Annotated in this window: 11 protein-coding genes; 4 read left to right on the forward strand and 7 right to left on the reverse strand. The window is 65.1% G+C overall.

Annotation, left to right across the window (positions count from 1 at the left end; translation table 11 throughout):
* Positions 1 to 42 precede the first annotated feature (42 nt).
* The 4 genes from AC5JLE_RS15690 to AC5JLE_RS15705 all read right to left on the reverse strand — a co-directional run bounded on the left by AC5JLE_RS15690 (position 43) and on the right by AC5JLE_RS15705 (position 10,596).
* Positions 43 to 2,145, reverse strand: a complete 2,103-nt coding sequence (locus AC5JLE_RS15690) for a M13 family metallopeptidase (protein ID WP_496065451.1) — start codon at positions 2,143 to 2,145, stop codon at positions 43 to 45.
* A gap of 173 nt (positions 2,146 to 2,318) precedes the next feature.
* Complete coding sequence (locus tag AC5JLE_RS15695; protein WP_241884329.1) at positions 2,319 to 4,346, reverse strand: alpha/beta hydrolase family protein; 2,028 nt, start codon at positions 4,344 to 4,346, stop codon at positions 2,319 to 2,321.
* A gap of 94 nt (positions 4,347 to 4,440) precedes the next feature.
* Positions 4,441 to 7,419, reverse strand: a complete 2,979-nt coding sequence (locus tag AC5JLE_RS15700; protein ID WP_032957471.1) for a TonB-dependent receptor plug domain-containing protein — start codon at positions 7,417 to 7,419, stop codon at positions 4,441 to 4,443.
* A gap of 387 nt (positions 7,420 to 7,806) precedes the next feature.
* Positions 7,807 to 10,596 carry a TonB-dependent receptor plug domain-containing protein gene (locus tag AC5JLE_RS15705; RefSeq protein ID WP_014647912.1) on the reverse strand — a complete coding sequence of 930 codons (2,790 nt, stop codon included), beginning with the start codon at positions 10,594 to 10,596 and terminating at the stop codon, positions 7,807 to 7,809.
* Between the two features lie 213 nt (positions 10,597 to 10,809).
* Between AC5JLE_RS15705 and apbC the strand changes: the two genes are divergently transcribed.
* Positions 10,810 to 11,664, forward strand: a complete 855-nt coding sequence (gene apbC, locus AC5JLE_RS15710) for an iron-sulfur cluster carrier protein ApbC (RefSeq protein WP_014647911.1) — start codon at positions 10,810 to 10,812, stop codon at positions 11,662 to 11,664.
* Between the two features lie 78 nt (positions 11,665 to 11,742).
* Positions 11,743 to 12,315, forward strand: a complete 573-nt coding sequence (gene dcd / locus AC5JLE_RS15715; RefSeq protein ID WP_014037995.1) for a dCTP deaminase — start codon at positions 11,743 to 11,745, stop codon at positions 12,313 to 12,315.
* A 106-nt stretch (positions 12,316 to 12,421) separates the two neighbouring features.
* On the opposite strand, the gene AC5JLE_RS15720 is transcribed toward dcd, so the two are convergent.
* The 3 genes from AC5JLE_RS15720 to AC5JLE_RS15730 are packed head-to-tail and all read right to left on the reverse strand — an operon-like array spanning position 12,422 to position 13,695.
* Complete coding sequence (locus tag AC5JLE_RS15720; RefSeq protein ID WP_005418011.1) at positions 12,422 to 12,589, reverse strand: LiaI-LiaF-like domain-containing protein; 168 nt, start codon at positions 12,587 to 12,589, stop codon at positions 12,422 to 12,424.
* 15 nt (positions 12,590 to 12,604) lie between these two features.
* Positions 12,605 to 13,027: an HIT domain-containing protein gene (locus tag AC5JLE_RS15725; protein ID WP_014647910.1), complete on the reverse strand. Its 423-nt coding sequence runs from the start codon at positions 13,025 to 13,027 to the stop codon at positions 12,605 to 12,607.
* Positions 13,024 to 13,695 carry a dienelactone hydrolase family protein gene (locus tag AC5JLE_RS15730; protein ID WP_032957503.1) on the reverse strand — a complete coding sequence of 224 codons (672 nt, stop codon included), beginning with the start codon at positions 13,693 to 13,695 and terminating at the stop codon, positions 13,024 to 13,026. Before AC5JLE_RS15730 ends, AC5JLE_RS15725 begins: the two co-directional genes overlap by 4 nt.
* Before the next feature lie 205 nt (positions 13,696 to 13,900).
* Here AC5JLE_RS15730 and rimO point away from each other — a divergent pair, with 205 nt between their 5' ends.
* Positions 13,901 to 15,262, forward strand: coding sequence for a 30S ribosomal protein S12 methylthiotransferase RimO (gene rimO / locus AC5JLE_RS15735; protein ID WP_049407526.1), 1,362 nt, complete (start codon positions 13,901 to 13,903; stop codon positions 15,260 to 15,262).
* Positions 15,259 to 16,083 carry a DUF3025 domain-containing protein gene (locus AC5JLE_RS15740; RefSeq protein WP_496065452.1) on the forward strand — a complete coding sequence of 275 codons (825 nt, stop codon included), beginning with the start codon at positions 15,259 to 15,261 and terminating at the stop codon, positions 16,081 to 16,083. The genes rimO and AC5JLE_RS15740 overlap by 4 nt, the downstream gene beginning before the upstream one ends.
* Positions 16,084 to 16,202 lie beyond the last annotated feature (119 nt).

Below are 16,202 nucleotides of genomic sequence, written 5' to 3' on the forward strand. Positions count from 1 at the left end.
ATTCCCGGGCCTTTGCAGGTCTGCCGCAGCGTCAGCCGTGGCTTACCAGATCACCACCTGCTGCTCGCCGGTGCGGGCCATCGGCGAACCGGCCTTGCACTGGAACGCGGCAGCGAAGGTCGGCAGGTTCGACGGCGCACCCATGGCACGGAACTGCGCCGGGGCGTGCGGGTCGGTGGCCAGGCGGACCTTGGCGTTTTCCGGGGTGTACTTGGTGCGCCACACGGTGGCCCAGTTGAAGAAGAAGCGCTGGTCGCGGGTGAAGCCGTCGACCTTCGCATCTTCCTTGCCGGCGGTGGCCTTCTGCAGGGCGTCGTAGGCGGTGGCCAGGCCGCCCAGGTCGGCGATGTTCTCGCCCAGGGTCAGGTGGCCGTTCACTGCCTGGCCGTCGACCTTGTACTGGTCGAACTGCTTGACCAGCTTGCCGGTGAGGCCTTCGAATTTCTTCTTGTCGGCCGGGGTCCACCAGTCTTCCATGTTGCCGGTCGGCCCGAAGCGTGCGCCCTGGTCGTCGTAACCGTGGGTCATCTCATGGCCGATCACCGCACCGATGCCGCCGTAGTTCAGCGCGTCGTCGGCCTTCGGATCGAAGAACGGCGGCTGCAGGATGGCGGCCGGGAACACGATCTCGTTCTGCAGCGGGTTGTAGTAGGCGTTGACGGTCTGCGGGGTCATGCCCCACTCGGTCTTGTCCACCGGCTTGCCGATCTTGGACAGGTTGAACTTGTAGTTGAACTCGTTGGCCGCGCGCACGTTGCCCAGGTAGCTGTCGCGCTGGGTCTGCAGGCCCGACCAGTCGCGCCACTTGTCCGGGTAACCGATCTTCGGGGTGAAGGTTTCCCACTTGGCGATGGCCTTGGCCTTGGTTTCCTCGCTCATCCAGCTCAGGCCCTGGATGCGGTCCTTCAGCGAGGCGGCCAGGTTCTTCACCAGTTCTTCCATCTTCGCCTTGGCTTCCGGCGAGAAGGCCACCTTCACGTACAGCTGGCCGAAGGCTTCACCGGCATCGTTTTCGATGGTGCCCAGCACGCGCTTCCAGCGCGGCTTCTGCTCCTTCTGGCCGTTGAGGGTCTTGCCGTAGAACTCGTAGTTCTCCTGCACGAAGGCATCGGCCAGGTACGGCGAGGCGCTGTCCACGGTGTGGAAGCGCAGGTAGGCGCGCCACACCGACGGATCGGTGTCGGCCAGCGACTTGCTCACTTCCTCATGGAAGGCCGGCATGGCCAGCGAGAACTTCTCCGGCGCGGCCACGCCCTGCGACTTGAAGAACTCGGTCCAGCTGAAGTTCGGGGTCAGCTTGTCGGCGTCGGCCAGGGTGACCGGGTTGTAGTACAGCTCGACGTTGCGCGACAGCTCCACGCGCGACTTGGAGGCCTTGGCCAGGCGGGTTTCGAACTTGACCACGTCCTCGGCCTGCTTGGCTGCATCGGCCGCGGCCACGCCGGACAGCTCCAGCACCTTGGCGACATGCGCCTGATAGGCCTTCAGCTTGTCGGCGTTCTTGGCATCGGTGTAGTAGGTGGTATCCGGCAGGCCCAGCCCGCCCTGGCTGGCATAGGCCATGTTCACGCCGGAGTTCTTGAAGTCGGCTTCAGCGCCGAAGCCGAACAGGAGGTTGTCACCCTTGGCGGCGCTGGTGCGCAGGTAGTTGGCGATGGCCGCCTTGTCCTGCAGGCCGTCGATCGCAGCCAGGTCGGCCTTCAGCGGCTCGATGCCCTGGGCGTTGATCTTGGCTTCGTCCATGCCGGTGGCCCACAGGTCGCCGACGATCTTCTCGATGTGGTTCGGGTTCTTGACCTGCGCAACCTGTTCGGCCAGCTGGTGCTGGACGGCCACCGAACGCTCGTCGAGGATGGTGAACGCGCCCCAGCTGGTGCGGTCGCCCGGGATTTCATTGGCGGCCAGCCACTTGCTGTTGACGTAGTCGCCGAAGGCGGTGCACGCGTCCTTGGTGGTGTCCAGGTCGCTCGGCTGGAAGGCGTTGTAGGCCGGCAGCTTGCTGTCGTCCAGCTTGTAGGTGGTGGCTTCGGCGGTGGCCGGGGCGGGGGTCGCGGCATCCTTGGCCGGGGTTTCGTTCTTGCCGCAGCCGGCCAGCACGGCCGACACGGCCAGGCTGAGCAGGACGATCTTGGGAGTGCGCGTCATCACTATTCTTGGCCTCCAGGCCGAGTGAGTCAGGGAGAAGCCGCAGGTACGGCCGTGGGCCGAACGATACGCCGCCGGCCTGGCCTGCAAGGGTGTCGAAGGTCATGTCCGGGCGCAAGGGGCCAGAACGTGCAAGGGCGCCCCGTGGGCGCCCTTGCAGGAAGCGGTGCGGCTTACAGGCCGCCGCCGCCGCAGCCCTTGCCCAGGTAGTCGTCGATCAGCCTGAGCTGGTCACCCATGATCGCGCGGGTCCAGGCGGGACCATGCGCGTAGTCGGCGATGGCGTGGAACTCGACCGGCTGCCCCGAACCCCTGGCCTTGTTCACGAACCACTCCGACTGCTCGATCGGCACCGTGCGGTCGCGGTCACCGTGGTAGACCATCAATGGAATCTTCATTTCACCGGCCTTGTCGACCGGGTTGAGGCCGGCCACGGTCGGCGCCTGGGCCTGGCGGAAGAACGGGTTGGTATAGAAGCGCGACCAGATCTTCTTGATGTCCGAAACGCCGGCACCGGCGATGGCGCACTTGTACAGGCCATTGGGACGCACCGAAGCCGCGAACGCCGAGTAGCCGCCATAGGAGAAGCCGAACATGGCGATGTGGCCGGGCTGGGCGATCTTCTGGTCGATCATCCACTGCGCGCCATCGTCCTTGTCGTCCTGCATCTTCTGGCCCCATTCGGCATCACCGGCCATCCACAGCTTGCGGCCCCAGTCGGCCGAGCCGCGGAACTGCGGGCGCAGGACCGCCATGCAGCGTGATGCCATCAGCGGTACCCACATCGAGCCGTCGAAGTCCATGCCATCGCGTGCCCACGGGCCGCCGTGCGGATGCACCACGGCTTTCCACGGGCCGGCACCGCACAGCTCGGTGCTGGGCGTGGTCAGGAATGCCGGAATGTCCAGCCCGTCGCGTGCCTTGTAGTAGACCAGCCGGGTGGTGCCCAGCGCGGCTGGCTGGATCTGCGGATAGGTCTTGGCCAGCAGGGTCAGCTTGCCGTCGTGCAGCAGGTGATACTCGGGCGGGTTGGAAGGGCCGGAGGTAGCCACCAGCACATCGGAAAGATCGGCGGTGTAGTCGACGATGCGGTAGCTCAGGCCTGTATCGTAGTTGGCGGTGTAGCGCTGGCCGTTCGCGGTATCGACCATCGCCAGCGGCTCCTGGCGGATGCCAAGCGCCTGGCGCAGCCCCTGGTCCAGGGCCTTCATGCGCGGAGAGGTCCACTGGATGTCGTCGCCGCGCGGACCGGCGTAGCCGATTCCCATGATCTCGCCGAAGGGTACCGCACCGCTCCGGTGGCGGTTGATCAGCATCGAGCCGGCGTTGAACAGTTTGTGCTCGAACAGCACTTCCTTCTGCTTGCGGGCCGTGATGTCGTACTCGTAGACGATTGATTTGTCGCGGCCGACATTGCTGAGTACGAACGCGATGTTCGGATCATCGGCAAAGCCGATCACCTGGTTGACGTCGCGGTTCTTCACGTAGGAGCGGAAATGCTCCTCCCAGGCACCGTTGGCAGGCGAGCGGAACTCGGTGGCGACGTAGGCGCCGGTACCGTCGACGTCCTGCCGCAGGCGTGCCCGCAGTTCACTGTCCAGGTCGGTGATATAGCCCGCCACGCGCTCTTCGGTCTTCTGGATGCGCTGGGAGGTGAAGTTGCGCAGGTCGACCTTGTAGACGTCACCGGAACTGCTGCCCGAACCGTTGACCACCAGGATGTGGTCGGGATCGTTGGGCAGGGTGTCGAGCACCGTGGCGTTGGCCAGTGCCTGCTCGAGCTCTTCATTGCGACTGGAGGCGCGCGGCGGCGTGATCGGCTCCTTCCACTGCTTGCCTTCGATGTCGGTGATGAAGAACTTGCTGACGAAGGTCTTGGTCACCCGGTCGGCGCGCAGGTCGTAGGGTTGCCACAGCACGACGGCCAGCTGTCCGTTCTTGATGAACGACACGCTCTGGAACTTCATGCGGTTGGCGCCGATCACCGTGGGTGGCTTGTCCAGTGCATCGGTCCGCCAAACCACGATCACGCGCTCCTCGCCATCGGCGCGAAGGCCGGCGATGTGTTTTCCGTCTGGTGACAACGACAGGCTGGAGATGGCCGGGAAGGCGGCCATCTGTTCGATGGTGGGCGCCACAGGCTTGGCGTGCAGCAACGGTGAAAGGCTGGCCAGGGCCGCCAGCAGCAGGGCTCGCTTCATTGCAACCTCGGAATGCGTTGGCACCGGCCTGCGGAGAATCCGGTGCCTGAAATGGAACCGCCGCCCCGAAGGGCGGCGGTTGCAGGGAGCAGGATCAGAACGAACGCGTGATGTTCAGGAAGTAGCTGCGACCGAAGTAGTCGAAGCCGCTGTACAGCAGCGCGTTGCCGACGGTGTTGTAGATACCCTGGGAGATGGTCGGCGGCTTGCGGTCGGCGAAGTTGCGCACGCCACCGGTGACCGACCACTTGTCCGCTTCATACTTCACCGAGATGGCCTGCAGGAAGTAGTTCGGGGTGTACAGCTTGTACGCCGAGGTGGCCGGATCGAAGTCACCCGGGTTGCGCTCCTCGTAGTACGCGTAGCTGTCCATCTTGTCGATCCAGTCCAGGCCGTAACGCACCTGCCAGTTCTTCCACTTGTAGCTCAGGTCCAGCGAGGCGGTGTTTTCCGGACGCGACAGCATGCCGTTGTAGTCCACCAGCGGATCGTCGGAGAAGACCTTGCTGGCCTGTTCCAGGTAGTGGGTGAACTGCAGCGTGGTGCGCAGGGTGCCCGGGCCGATTTCGCGGACATAGCGGGTGGTGAAGTCCAGGCCACGGACCTTGTCGGTGGACAGGTTGATGAAGCCGTTGGTCACCACCAGTTGGTTGTTGACCGGGTTGCGGGCCACCAGGCGGCACAGACCCGAACCGGAGGAGAAGTCGGCACTGCCGCTGTCGTAGCAGCGCGACAGGATGTTCGCGCCGCCCGCGCTGTCGACGCCGTTCTTCACTTCGATGTCGAAGTAGTCGGCGGCGAAGGACAGGTCACCGAAGCCGCTGCCGAATTCCGGCTGGATCACCACGCCCAGGGTCTTGGCCTTGGAGGTTTCGGCTTCCAGGCCGGCCTCGGCACCACCCTGGGTGACCACGGTCACGCCCTGGGTGGCCAGGTAGTCCGGTGCCAGGCCCAGCGATGCGCAGTTCTGGTAACGCGGCGAGCTCGGGTTGCGATCACCATACTCGTTGCAGGGGTCGGCACTGCTGCTCAGGAAGCCGGTGGTGCCGCCCAGGAACTGTTCGAACAGTGCCGGTGCGCGGTAGGAGGTGCCGTACGACGCGCGGAACGACAGCCACTTCACCGGGGTCCACAGCGCGCCGATCTTGTAGGTCTCATCCGAGCCGTAGGACTTGTAGTCGGTGTAGCGGCCGGACAGGTTGACCGTCAGTTCCTCGGCAGCGGTGACGCCGGACAGCAGCGGCAGTTCCAGTTCGCCGTAGGCTTCGAACACCGAGTCCGAACCGCGGGTCGGAGTGGCGTTGGTCAGGTTGTACAGGTCGGCATTGATCGAGTACGGCGACGGGGTGTCGTCGATGCGTGCCTTGCGGTACTCGACGCCGAATGCACCACCGGCCGAACCGTACGGCATGTCGAACAGCGGGCCGTTGACGTTGAAGTTGACCGTCGTTTCCTTGTACAGCGTGTTGCCGGTGACCGGCACGAACACCCAGTCCTTCCAGTCCTGCGGCAGCTTGCCACCGATGGTGTTGGTGTTCAGCGCCGGCGCGGCGATGCAGCCGTTGGAACCGTCCCGGCAGACATAGCCACCGGCACCGTTGGAGACCACGTCCAGGCTCTGGCGCAGGCGGCTGGTCAGGAAGCTCTCGAAGGTGTAGTCGGCGTCGCTGCGCGAGTGCATGACGTTGAAGTCATAGTTCCACTCCGAGCTCAGGTGGCCACGCAGGCCGGCATTGAAGCGCAGGAAGTCGACGTTCTGCTTGTTGGTGTCGTTGCCGAAACCGATGAACGCACGCACGCCCAGGTTCTTGCCGCTGGTCTGGTCGGTCGGAGCACCGGCAACGCTGTCACGCAGGTTGGCCGGGATCAGCGGGCTGCCTACGGCATAGTCCAGGGTCAGCTGGCGATAGCCGGTCTGGGTCGACTTGCGCTTGTTGCCCAGGAACTCGTAGTACAGCTCGGCATCGCCCAGTGCGTTGAGGTCGAAGCCACCCTGCAGGTACAGGGTGTGGGTCTTGGTCGGCGAGATCAGCGACTGGTTGCGCATGGCCGGATCGAAGGTGTCGCGGGTGTTCAGGTCCACGCCTTCGTAGCCCACCAGGCCGGTGGTGATGGCCGCATTCGGGCGCCAGCGGTTGAAGCGGGTGCCGGCGCCGCCCGGGGCCGCAACACCGGTACGGGTGTTGGTGCCGATGGTGTTCAGCGTGGTGCCGCCGGCATCGAGCGACCAGCACTTCGGCTTGCCGGTCAGCGGGTCGATGAAGTCGCCGCTGCCCCAATAGTCGCCCGCGTCGATGTCGCGGTACATGTCGGTCGGGCAGCCACCGGCCCAGCTGCGGTCGGCCAGGGTCAGCTCGTTGCGGGTGTAGTACTCATAGGAGCCGGAGAAGTGCGAGCGCTCGCCGGTGGCACCGAACATGATGGAGTAACGGCGCTCTTCACCGCCGCCGCCATCGGTGGCGTTGTGCTGTGCTTCGAAGCTGACGCCATCGACCTTCTTCTTGGTGATGATGTTGATTACGCCGGCAACGGCGTCGGAGCCGTAGATCGAGGACGCACCGTCCTTCAGGATTTCGACGCGGTCGACGATCGAGTTCGGCAGCACGTTCAGGTCGGTCGAGCCCACCGAGCCGCGGGTACCGGCCGGCGACACGCGGCGGCCATTGAGCAGGATCAGGGTGCGGGTCGGGCCGAGGCCGCGCAGGCCCAGGGTGTTGGCGCCCGGGCCACCGTCGGTGACGTAGCCGCCATAGGCGTTGTTGATCTGCGCCGCACCGGCGGTGACCGCGGTGCTCTGCAGGGCCGCCGTGGTCGAGTTGAAGCCGGCCAGGGTGGTTTCTTCACGGGTGACGACCTGCACCGGCGAGACCGAGTTGAACACGTCGCGGCTGATGCGCGAGCCGGTGACGGTCACCGTATCCAGATTGGTGGCCTTGGACTTGGATGCCTCTTCGGTGGTCTGCGTCGAGCCCGAGGCGTCCTGTGCGATCGCCGGGGCAGCCGCAGCGAGCAGCACGGCGGAGGCGAGGGCGAAGCTCAGCGGGTGCTTGCTGAGCGACTTGCGATTGATCATCTGAAATCCCCTTGAATCGAATGATTGCGTCGTACACCGGGACAGGTCCTTGTCGGCGTCTCCGTGTGCCCCTTGCCCGGGGTCGGCAGCGTGCTGCCACCCGGCGCTGGTACCGGCTTCACGTGCCGATGACCCGAGATTAACACGACATTAACCGAGCCTGTCAAACGTTCACGAGGGAGTCATGAAGCTGTGGGTGATGGGCGCGCTTTGCAGTGACAGGAGCGCCCATTTCTCCTTCATCTCATTGATATGTATTGATTTGTTTCGGTTCATGTCAAACGTGTCTGAACCGTGAACGGGATGTGGCCGCGCTGTGCGACGGACAAAAAAAGGCCCCGCCGAAGCGGGGCCTGGTCCAGACACGCAGTCCGGAATACGACGGGATCAGAAGTCGTACTTGACCTGGGCCGAGATCTGACGGCCGTAGACGCTGTAGAAGCCGTCGTTGAACGGGGTCGATTCGTTGCCCGGGTAGTTGTAGCGCTGGCCTTCCGGCAGCTTGTTGAACACGTTGTTGACCATCAGCGACAGGGTCAGATCGTCCTGCGCCTGGTAGTTCAGGCTCATGTTGTAGGTGGTGTACGAGCCCCACTTGCCGGCCTTGGCGCCGGAGGAGTGGACGTAGTCATAGCTGCGGCCGGTGTAGGCCAGGTAGTTCGGGGTGCTGCCGACGTAGTTGGCGTACAGGGTGGTGGTGAACTTGGAGATGGCCCAGCCCACCGACACATCGCCGCGCACCTTGGCGAAGTTGTCGTAGTACCACATGTTGTACGGATCGCTCAGCAGATCCAGCTTCTGTGCGCCCGGCAGCGGCACCACTTCACGCTTCAGCATGTTGGTGTAGTTGCCCGAGAACATCAGCGAACCGAAGCGGCCCAGGTCCTGCTGGTACTTGGCGCCGACGGTCACCGCTTCCAGGTTCTGGCTGGCCACGTTGAGCTTCGGGGTGTACACGCGGGCCAGGTTGCCACCGGCGTCGCGGGACACCCAGTCGGTCACGTTCTGGCAGCTGGCCGAGGTGTTGTTCGGCAGGCCGTTGCGGCACTGGTACTCGGCCAGCAGCAGCTGGTCGGTGCTCAGGGTCTTGACCTCGTTCTTGATCTTCCAGTTGTAGTAGTCGACCGACAGCGAGAAGTTGCTCACCGGGGCCCACACCACGCCCGCGCTCCACACGTCGGCGGTGATCGGCTTCAGGTCCGGGTTGCCGGACTTTTCGCTGTACACCGAGGTGGTCTTGTAGAACGAGCAGGCTTCGTCACGCAGCGCGTAGCCCATCTGGCTGCAGCGGTAGTAGTCGTTCTGGCCGGAGGCGAACGAGCCGCTCATGCCCTGGAAGGCATCGGACAGGGTCGGCGCACGGAATGCGGTGCCGTACTTGCCGCGCAGCAGCAGGCTCTCAACCGGGCGGTATTCCAGGCCGATGCTGTAGGTGGCCTTGTCAACGGTCTTGTCGGCGATCTTGAAGGCGTCGTAGCGGCCCGAGGCGCTGATGGTCAGCGACTCGAACACCGGCATGCGCAGTTCGCTGGTCACCGCGTAGTTGCTGCGGTGGCCGGCACCGGCCACGGCGGTGGCGCCCCAGGCGTTGCCATCGACGAAGGCCTGGTCGGGCGAGTAATCCCAACCTTCGCTGCCACCTTCCAGCACCACGGCCAGGCCGGCGTCGCCGCCCGGCAGGGAGAACAGCGAACCGTTGGTCACCTGCACGCGACCCAGGTTCTGCCAGGTCTTGCTGCGGTGGGTGCCATAGCCGGTGAAGCTGGCGAACTGGTCAGGGGTGATCGGCGAGTAGAACGCGGCGTAGTCCGGGTTGTAGATGCCGAAGCCATCAGCGGTGGTACCCAGGCGCGGGCCCAGCACGGTGTCGCCGAAGAAGCCTTCGATCTTGTCCTTCCAGCGCGCGAAGCGGTTCTGGTCCAGGCGGTATTCGCCGCGGGTGAAGCTGGCGCTGTAGTCCCAGTCGCCGACCATGCCCTTGCCGCCCAGGGTGACCTGGTAGGAACGGCTCTCATCGGAGTTCAGGATGTTGTTGTAGTGGCCCGGGCCGATTTCTTCCGGTGCGAAGGCGCGCTGCAGGTTCACGACCTTGCCCAGGCCCTGGTCGTAGAAGCCGCCCATCACCGACTTGGTGCCCCACCACAGGGCGCTGGAGCCGGAGGTGAACTCGGTCTTTTCCTTGCTGTACAGCACATCGGCAAACAGCTGGAAGTTGTCGTTCACGTCGAAGGTCATCGACGAGTAGAACTGGCCGCTGTTCTTGCCGTTCTTCAGGGTCTTGTAGCCGGCGCTGTACACCGAGCCGCACGATTCGCCCGATGCACGCTTGCCGACGGTGGTGGTGCCGTCGTACAGGCCTGCGACGTTGGCGCAGCGGGTCGGGTCCATCATGTACAGCTTGTTGTCGGCGTTGCCGATGACGGCAAAGTCGTTCGACGGCAGCTGTGCGGTGTAACCGACCGGGTTGTTCTGCTTGGTGATGTCACGCTGGTAGCCCCAGATCGGGCTGCCGTTTTCGATCTGCACGTTGACCAGCGCGTGGAAGCGGTCGTCGAATGCATTGAAGCCCTTGGCGGCGCTGAAGCGGATGTTGCTGCCACCACCTTCGGTGTAGGTGCCGCCACGGATCGACATCGTGCCGCCGTCCATGCGTTCCTTCAGGATGATGTTGACCACGCCGGCGATCGCGTCCGAGCCGTACAGCGACGACTGGCCGCCCGGCAGGACCTCGATGCGCTCGACGATGTCGATCGGAATGCCGCTGATGTTGTTGAACGACTCGCTGCCGTTGTACAGCGCCGGATACGAGAGCATCGGGCGGCCGTTGATCAGGTACTTGGTGTAGCCCGGGTTCAGGCCGAACATGCCGGCGGCTTCGGCGCCCTGGGTGAACGCACCCGAGGTCTGTCCACCCTGCAGGCCGCCGGTGGTCAGCGACGACTGCTGCAGAACTTCAGCAACGCTGCTGAAGCCGCGGGTCTGGATGTCTTCGGCGGTGATGGACATCACCGGGGTCTGGGTTTCGACCTGGGTCTGCGGGATCAGCGAACCGGTGACGGTGATCTTGTCCAGGTTGGTCGCCTTGTCCTGGGCCATTGCCGGGGCGGCGGCCATCAGAGCGGACATCAGGGCGACGGCGAGCGTGTTGCGACGTGCGGTATTGCTGACGTGTTTCATGTAATTCCATTGGAGAGCAAAAACAAAAACGGCACTGCGCATGCGCCATCGCGCGGGCTGGAATATCCGGCTCCGCAGCTCAAAACAGTGCTCATCGAACGTAACATGAACTTAACAATCTGTGCACGAATCTGTCGCATTCCTGAATTTCAGTCAGCTTGCATCCAGCTTGTATGATGTCGGGTTATCCCCCTGACCCCGCCGGTGCCCGTTGTGAACAGTTCTCCCCGCCGTCCCCATGTCAGCCAGGTCCAGAAGGGACTTACGCCGCATGCCCGCATCCGCAACGTGATCGCGGTCGGTTCGGGCAAGGGCGGCGTCGGCAAGTCCACCACCTCGGTGAACCTGGCCGTGGCGCTGCAGCAGCTCGGTGCGCGCGTGGGCGTGCTCGATGCGGACATCTACGGGCCGAGCGTGCCGGCCATGCTGGGCCTGTCCGGTCGCCCGGAAAGCCCGGACAACAAGAGCATCGAGCCGTTGCGTGCCTTTGGCGTGGACACCATGTCGATCGGCTACCTGATCGAAGAGGACACGCCGATGATCTGGCGGGGCCCGATGGCCACCTCGGCGATGACCCAGCTGTTCAACGACACCCTGTGGGACGACCTGGATTTCCTGCTGATCGACCTGCCGCCGGGCACCGGTGACATCCAGCTGACCCTGACCCAGAAGATTCCGCTGGCCGGTGCGGTGATCGTCACCACGCCGCAGGACATCGCCACGCTGGACGCGAAGAAAGCGCTGAAGATGTTCGAGAAGGTCGAGGTGCCGGTGCTGGGCATCGTCGAGAACATGGCGGTGCACACCTGCAGCAGTTGCGGGCACATCGAGCACCTGTTCGGCGAGGGCGGCGGCGAGCGCATGGCCGCGCAGTACGGCGTGCCGCTGCTGGGCTCTCTGCCCCTGCAGATCGGCATCCGTGAACAGGGCGATGCAGGCACCCCGATCACCGTCGCCCAGCCGGATTCGGCGCCGGCCCAGGCCTACCGCCATGCCGCACAGCGCCTGATCGAGGAAGTGGGCAGGCGCCCGCGGGCTTCGATCCCGATCCTGTCGTCGCTGCTGTAAGGGCCGGGGCAGGGGCCGCCGGCCGAGGCCGGGCCCCTGCTAGAATCCTCGCGCCCCCTCGTACCCCCAGGACAAAGCATGAGCATCAAGAGTGACCGTTGGATCCGCCGCATGTCCGAGCAGCACGGCATGATCGAGCCGTTCGAGGCCGGGCAGGTGAAGCAGGCCAACGGCCAGCGCATCGTCAGCTATGGCACGTCCAGCTATGGCTACGACGTGCGCTGCTCGCGCGAGTTCAAGGTGTTCACCAACATCAACTCGACGATCGTCGATCCCAAGCACTTCGACTCGGGCAGCTTCGTCGACATCACCGCCGACGAATGCATCATCCCGCCGAACAGCTTCGCGCTGGCGCGTACCGTCGAGTACTTCCGCATCCCGCGCGATACCCTGGTGGTGTGCCTGGGCAAGAGCACCTACGCGCGCTGCGGCATCATCGTCAACGTGACGCCGCTGGAGCCGGAATGGGAAGGCCACGTCACCCTGGAATTCAGCAACACCACGCCGCTGCCGGCGCGCATCTACGCCAACGAAGGCGTGGCACAGATGCTGTTCTTCCAGGCGGCCGCCGATGACGTCTGCGAGACGTCCTACCGCGACCGTGGCGGCAAGTACCAGGGCCAGACCGGCGTGACCCTGCCGCGGACCTGACGATTGCAGGCGATTTGTAGAGCCGAGCCATGCTCGGCTGCCCTGCATTGAAGCCGAGCATGGCTCGGCTCTACATGAGGGAAGGCGGCGCAATGCGCCGCCTTCCTTATTTGCCGCGACCGAACAGCATCGCGATGCCGACACCAACCAGGGCCACCGGCCACCAGGTCAACAGCAGCTTGGACAGGTTCAGGTGCGTCCAGCCGAGATTGCTGGCGAGCATGAACAGGCCGATCAGGATCAGCAGGACGGCGGCAACGAGGTTGAATCGCATCGGGTCGGCGAAGGCTCAGGACTGGGCCGGATATCCTAGCCGTTCCTTCCAGTAGGCGACATGCTGGTCCAGCGCCGCCGGCTCGTAGCGGTGCGCCGGGCCACTGCCCCAGACCGGGCCCGGCCAGGCCGGATCACCGTCATGGCGGCCGATGACATGGAAGTGCAGCTGGCGCACGATGTTGCCCAGCGCCCCGATGTTGATCTTCTCCACCCCGTCGGCACCCTTCAGGGCCTTGCAGGCGCGGTTGAGCTCGGTGCGCAGCTTGTCCTGCTGCTCGCCGTCCAGCTCGATCCACTCGGTCACCCCGGCCAGGCGCGGTACCAGCACCAGCCAGGGGAATCGTTCGTCGTTCATCAGCCGCACTTGCGACAACGGTCCTTCCGCCACCAGCACGCTATCGGTGGCCAGGCGTGAATCGAGTTCGAATTCGCTCATCCAAGATGCTCCGAGAAGAAGTCCAGGGTGCGTTGCAGCGCCAGGGCGGCGCTGTCTGGATCATACGCATGTCCGACCTCCCGGTTGAAGGCGTGATCGGCCGGATAGACGTAGGTGGCCATCTGCGGCAGCTTCTCGCGGTGGGCCTGGACCGCTTCCGGCGGGATGCTGCGGTCCTGGGCGCCGAAGTGGAAGATCACCGGGGCCTTGGGCGCCTCGTCGAGGAACTGCACGTTGCGCGCACCGTAGTAGCTGACCGACGGCAGCCCCAGGCGCAGTGCGGACAGCATCGCCACCGTGCCGCCCCAGCAGTAGCCGACGGTGCCGACCTTGCCGTAGGGCGCCAGCCGGGTGGCCGCCGCGCGCACGACCTCCAGCGCCCGTTCCATGCCCAGCGCGCCGACCCGTTCCAGGCCCTGCTTCACGCCCTCGGCGTCGTAGGGCAGCGCATCCGGGTCGGCGTCGGGGCCGTCGACCAGGTCGAAGAACGAGGGCGCCAGCACCGCATAGCCTTCGGCTGCGAAGCGCTCGGCCACGCTGCGGATGTGCGGGTTGGCGCCGAAGATTTCCTGCACCACCACCAGGCCGCCGCGCGCGGTGCCGTCCGGCAGGGCCTGCCAGGCCCGTACCGGGCCGTGATGCGTATCCAGGGTGATCCACTCGGCCATCGTCATCTACTCTCGTTGCAGGGGACAGGGCTGCATTGTCGTTGCTGCGCGGGTTAGCGCGGTGTCAGCGGCTGTGCGCGATCGGGCGGCTGGGCGTTCAGAGGGCGGCTGCCAACCCCGGTATACTGGCGCCCTTTCAGGCCCCGGCCCCCAGGTACCCCTGCCATGCCGGCAGGGGCCCAGGCCCCCAGAGTCCCGCGATTCCATGTCCCAGCTGAACCCCAAAGTCGGCTTCGTCAGCCTTGGCTGCCCGAAGGCCCTCGTCGATTCCGAGCGCATCCTCACCCAGCTCCGCTCGGAAGGCTACGACATCGTCCCGTCCTACGATTCGGCCGACGTGGTGGTGGTCAACACCTGTGGCTTCATCGATTCGGCGGTGACCGAGTCGCTGGATGCCATTGGCGAGGCGATGAACCAGAACGGCAAGGTCATCGTCACCGGCTGCCTGGGCAAGCGCCCTGAGCAGATCCGCGAGGCGTACCCCAACGTGCTGGCGGTGTCCGGCCCGCAGGATTACCAGAGCGTGATGGAAGCGGTGCATGAAGCACTGCCGCCCAAGCACGATCCGTTCGTGGATCTGGTGCCCGACTACGGCATCAAGCTGACCCCGCGCCATTACGCCTACCTGAAGATTTCCGAAGGCTGCAACCACAAGTGCAGCTTCTGCATCATTCCGTCGATGCGCGGCAAGCTGGTCTCGCGCCCGGTGGATGAGGTGCTGCGCGAAGCCGAGCGCCTGGTGCGTGGTGGCGTGCGTGAGCTGCTGGTGGTTTCGCAGGACACCTCTGCCTACGGCGTGGACGTGAAGTACGCCGAGAAGATGTGGCGCGACAAGGCCTACCAGACCCGCCTGAAGGCGCTGTGCGAAGGCCTGTCCGAGCTGGATGCGTGGGTGCGCATGCACTACGTCTACCCGTATCCGCACGTGGACGAAGTGGTGCCGCTGATGGCCGAGAACCGCATCCTGCCGTACCTGGACATCCCGTTCCAGCATGCGAGTCCGCGCATCCTGCGCCTGATGAAGCGCCCCGGTGCGGTCGAGAAGACCCTGGAGCGCGTGCAGAACTGGCGCCGTATCGCGCCGGACATCACCGTGCGTTCGACCTTCATCGTCGGCTTCCCGGGCGAGACCGAGTCCGAGTTCGAAGAACTGCTGTCGTTCCTCGACGAAGCGCAGCTGGATCGCGTGGGCGCGTTCGCCTATTCGCCGGTCGAGGGGGCCACCGCCAACGATCTGCCCGATGCTGTCCCGGAGGAAGTGAAGCAGGAGCGTCTGGCCCGCTTCATGGAGAAGCAGGCGCAGATCTCCGCCGCACGCCTGGAGGCCAAGATCGGCACCGTGCAGCAGTGCCTGGTCGACGCCATCGAAGGCGATATCGCCGTGGCCCGTTCCAGGGCCGATGCGCCGGAGATCGACGGACTGGTGCACATCCAGAACGCCGACCAGGTGCCGCTGCGCGTGGGCGAATTCGTCGACGTGGAAATCACCGAGAGCGACGAGCACGACCTGTACGGTGACGCGCTGCCCGCCGCTACCCGCCCGGCATTCGATCTCAAGATGCTGTGACCGCAGCGACGACCGCCGCCAATGACGGGGGCGGCGTCCGGCGCTTCGTACCGCCGCCACGTGCGGCGATCGATCCGCAGGTGTTCGCGCAGCCGCTGTTTGCCGGGCTGCAGGATTTCCGTGATCTGCTGGATGGCCCCCACTGGCCGTCCATCGCGGCGCTTGACGCACGCCTGTCCCTGCCGGGTTGGCAGCTGGTCGAACAGGATGCCGCGTTGCTGGCCGATGGCCTGCACTACGAGGCCCGCATCGCGCAGGGGCGCATCGCCACCCGTGCCGACAACTGGCACGACCTGTTCAACGCGCTGGTGTGGGCCTCCCAGCCGCAGCTCAAGCGGGCACTCAACGTGCAGCAGTGCCGGCATATCGAAGCCATGCCACGCGGCCAGCGCAACCGCGCGCAGGCCGCCTTGACCCAGTTCGACGAAACCGGCGTGATCGTGCGTGTGGGTGATGTCACGTTGCTGCGCGCGTGGGATGGGCATGACTGGCCTGCGTTGTTCGAGCCAACGCGCTGGCAGAGCGGTGACATCGCCATTGCCACGGTATTCGGGCACGCGTTGATGGAACAGGCACTGCTGCCGGGGCGATTGCTGGTGGGCAAGTGCGTGGTGGTGCAGGGTGATGCCGATGCTGCCTGCGTTGACGCGGTGACTGCGGCCATTGCCGAAGGCAGGGCAGTGACCGATCCGCTGCAGCTGCGGCCCCTGCCGTTGGCGGGTATTCCTGGCTGGCACGGCGTGCAGGATTCCGCCTTCTATCGCAATGCCGAGTATTTCCGCCCGTTGCGTGCAGGGCGCACATACCCGCCGCCGTTGTAGAGCCGAGCCCATGCTCGGCTGCTGTTTCCCCCCCCCCCACGCAGGGGGCGGGGGGACAAACGCACCGGGGGGGGGGCATTAAAGAAACGAAAAACGCGCCGAAACCACCCCCCAAAACC

The sequence above is a fragment of the Stenotrophomonas sp. genome, assembly GCF_059505245.1.

Bases quoted from the DNA above. Each gene is read 5' to 3' on its own strand.
- AC5JLE_RS15705 (WP_014647912.1), bottom strand. From the start codon at position 10,596: ATGAAACACGTCAGCAATACCGCACGTCGCAACACGCTCGCCGTCGCC.
- dcd (WP_014037995.1), top strand. From the start codon at position 11,743: ATGAGCATCAAGAGTGACCGTTGGATCCGCCGCATGTCCGAGCAGCAC.
- AC5JLE_RS15690 (WP_496065451.1), bottom strand. From the start codon at position 2,145: ATGACGCGCACTCCCAAGATCGTCCTGCTCAGCCTGGCCGTGTCGGCC.
- AC5JLE_RS15730 (WP_032957503.1), bottom strand. From the start codon at position 13,695: ATGGCCGAGTGGATCACCCTGGATACGCATCACGGCCCGGTACGGGCC.
- AC5JLE_RS15720 (WP_005418011.1), bottom strand. From the start codon at position 12,589: ATGCGATTCAACCTCGTTGCCGCCGTCCTGCTGATCCTGATCGGCCTG.
- AC5JLE_RS15700 (WP_032957471.1), bottom strand. From the start codon at position 7,419: ATGATCAATCGCAAGTCGCTCAGCAAGCACCCGCTGAGCTTCGCCCTC.
- AC5JLE_RS15695 (WP_241884329.1), bottom strand. From the start codon at position 4,346: ATGAAGCGAGCCCTGCTGCTGGCGGCCCTGGCCAGCCTTTCACCGTTG.
- rimO (WP_049407526.1), top strand. From the start codon at position 13,901: ATGTCCCAGCTGAACCCCAAAGTCGGCTTCGTCAGCCTTGGCTGCCCG.
- AC5JLE_RS15725 (WP_014647910.1), bottom strand. From the start codon at position 13,027: ATGAGCGAATTCGAACTCGATTCACGCCTGGCCACCGATAGCGTGCTG.